This is a genomic window from Pseudaeromonas pectinilytica (assembly GCF_054780855.1).
Genome location: NZ_BAAGVN010000111.1, coordinates 1 through 2,744, shown reverse-complemented (window position 1 = coordinate 2,744; position 2,744 = coordinate 1). Strand labels below are relative to the sequence as shown.

Genomic DNA, 2,744 nt, shown 5'->3' with positions numbered 1-2,744 from the left:
CGAGCTAGGCGGCCATTCCCTTCCCGAAAGGGGTGGATCAGGATCAATTCAACATGCACCTCGGCAATCGCAGCAATGAGCTCAGCGCGACTCATGCCAAAGCAAGGTGTCAATCGTGACATCTGGTTAGCATCCAGTTCGCTAAGCAGCTTGGGGATTCGTGGTGCCGCGGCAAAGTTAAACCCTCCTTTGTTCATATTGACGGTCTGAAGTTCCCCTGCCCACTTATAAACCCTTCCCAGCCAGCGTCTATGCCACGACATTAGCGTTGAACTAAGAATTGCCCCCATCGGTAAACGACTGGTCAGGACTTCGTCATACAGCTTTGATAGAAGCAGCTCATCCGAACCGGGCTGGTACTCTGTCTGCTCACCGCCTACCCAATACTTGTTCACTATGACTTCCCCTCGAACCTATACGGGTGGCTATCGCTTCCCGAACTGGACTGTCACAACATTTGACGGATGTTGAGCAACCGCATTGGGATTAGCCGCAATATTTTGCGCCACAAACTCTCCCCAACGTAAAAACAGAGCTCGTAACTTTTCAGGATTACGCAGAGCCCCAGCTTGGTAGGTCCTCAGCAACTTATCGCCGATCTGGTGATTCAGCATATGCTCAATTTCGAGCGGGCCAGCACCTAGCTCAATACCACAACAGTTAGCAACGCTGCGACGAAGGTCATGCACACTGAAGGATTCAAATTCAGCCATTTTTCGCTTTTGTAGCCGATCAAGCGCTCGCATTAACGCATCCCCGGTGATGGAATGACCAAGCCTCGTGCTCGATTCAAATACGTAGGGGCTGATTGATGAACAGATCATCCTCTGCTCCTCAATAATGGCTTGGGCCAAGGGAGACAACGTCACCACATGAGGACGTCCACTCTTGGTCTCGGGGATAGTCCAGCGATCACCATCCAGATGTGCCCACTGCATCGATATCACTTCACCTCGTCGAACGGCGGTCAGGATAATCATCTTGATGGCATTGGCAACACTACCAGAAAGAACGGTACTGGCGGCAACACCGCGCCCCCCAGCCGCCAAAGCACCGCCTCCTGTAACACCCTCCTCCAGAGCTGACCACAAGGCTTGTAGCTCACCAATCGGCAGCCATCGCTCTCTCGGCGGGTTAGGAGTTGCATTATAAATCTTGGGCTTGAGGGCCAGAGTTGGGCTCATCTCCACCAACTGGCGTCGGATGGCCTCCTCCATCACCTGGTTCATGATCCCCATCGCTTTACGCAACCCTTCCAAACTGATTCTTTGCAGTTTTTGGTAATGGCGATGCAAGACCGCCATGGAGATATCGCAGACCNGATCTCGGTTTGTACGCCATTACGGCGTTTAACCGTGGATTTATGGGTTAGCCATTGCTCGAACAGCTCATCCAGGATCAGCATTTGCTCATTCTTTTTCTTGGTATCAGCCACCACCTGGCGAGGGTCAATACCCTGTTTAACCAGAAGTGCAGCTTGAGAATGGGCTTCTCTGGCTTGCGCCAACCCCATTGATGGATAACTACCGAGAGTCATCTTGTGCTGTTTCTGCGCAATGTAGTAGCGATACAACCAGCTTTTGGACGCGGCCCCAGCTCTAGCCTCCAAACAAAGTCCCTTATTGCCTCCACTGGAAACAGCCATCACAACCCGGAGCTTTCCTTCTGGGGGCACCAAGGCGCTACACTCTCTATCTGTCTTGATCATGCTATTCTCGCGTACTTGCTCGCGTACTTAAAAAGCATTGTATAGGGGCAAATCGCATCGGACAACATTGGATGAGCTTGATCGATAAACAATATAAACATCAACATCTTATATGCAGAAAATCGGACGAGATTGGACTGCATTGGATTGCAAAAACAGGGCTTCGTAATGCGAAGGTCGTAGGTTCGACTCCTATTACCGGCACCAGTTAAAACAAAGGGTTAGCTTCTTCACGAGGCTAACCCTTTGTGTTTTTTAGCTCCATACCCCTCCTGGTACCCCTCTTTTGCTAGTTGCTTAGCGAGCAGGCTGGGAAGATTGTCAGCAGAGATTATTTGCTACTACAGAACAAGTTTGCGCTAACCCCCATTAACCAAAGTCTTTTTGAGGGATCGCATAACCCATATAACACAGCACAGAGCCTTAAGCCCTTAACGAATATTTTTCAATGAATACGCAATACGTCACTTAGGAGAGCCCATATCACGCGCGTATATATTGGTCAGCCAATCACATTCTAAAGGGGGGGGGATTCGGAATCAGCCTCTACAGGCTTCAACAGCTCAAGGACATCGACACCCAACGCATGAGCCAGTCGCTCCAATCCATCAATGCTGATGTTGGTTACGCAACGCTCTAATTGTGAGACGTATGTTCGATGAAAATCGGCAAGCTCTGCTGCTTTCTCCTGGCTCAACTCCTGCGTTTTTCTTAACCGCTTGAGATTATAGGATATGCGCTGTCTAGCTGATTGGTCAGTTGGGATCTTTTTCATACATAGATCCTCGCCTGACACCGTGCTAGCATCTACAGAGCATGAATCTACTGCTTTTGAATCTCACCTCAACCGGATGGACCCATGAAGATATTCTTGCCTGTTGTTTCATCATTTTTTTTAGCCGCATGTTCAACTTCAGCTACTTTTTACAATCCCAATATCAGCGATCCTGTCGCTCTAAATAGCTGATCCTAATTTCGCTCCAGTTGCATAAGCCCATGTCCATTACCGGGGAACGGGGCGGCATGATCCAGGAAG

At 49.6% G+C, this 2,744-nt stretch carries 4 protein-coding genes; all 4 read right to left on the bottom strand.

Annotation, left to right across the window (positions count from 1 at the left end; genetic code table 11):
* Window positions 1–395, bottom strand: a 395-nt coding sequence (locus tag ACYVG7_RS08315; RefSeq protein ID WP_460882696.1) for a Fic/DOC family protein, incomplete at its 3' end; no start/stop codon positions are given.
* Window positions 396–425: 30 nt separating this feature from the next.
* The gene (locus tag ACYVG7_RS08310) at window positions 426–1,184 is read right to left on the bottom strand and encodes a tyrosine-type recombinase/integrase (protein WP_460882695.1); all 759 of its coding nucleotides are present in this window, start codon (window positions 1,182–1,184) and stop codon (window positions 426–428) included.
* A 41-nt stretch (window positions 1,185–1,225) separates the two neighbouring features.
* Window positions 1,226–1,645, bottom strand: a complete 420-nt coding sequence (locus ACYVG7_RS08305) for an Arm DNA-binding domain-containing protein (protein ID WP_460882697.1) — start codon at window positions 1,643–1,645, stop codon at window positions 1,226–1,228.
* A 580-nt stretch (window positions 1,646–2,225) separates the two neighbouring features.
* Window positions 2,226–2,483 carry a helix-turn-helix domain-containing protein gene (locus tag ACYVG7_RS08300; protein ID WP_460882694.1) on the bottom strand — a complete coding sequence of 86 codons (258 nt, stop codon included), beginning with the start codon at window positions 2,481–2,483 and terminating at the stop codon, window positions 2,226–2,228.
* Window positions 2,484–2,744 lie beyond the last annotated feature (261 nt).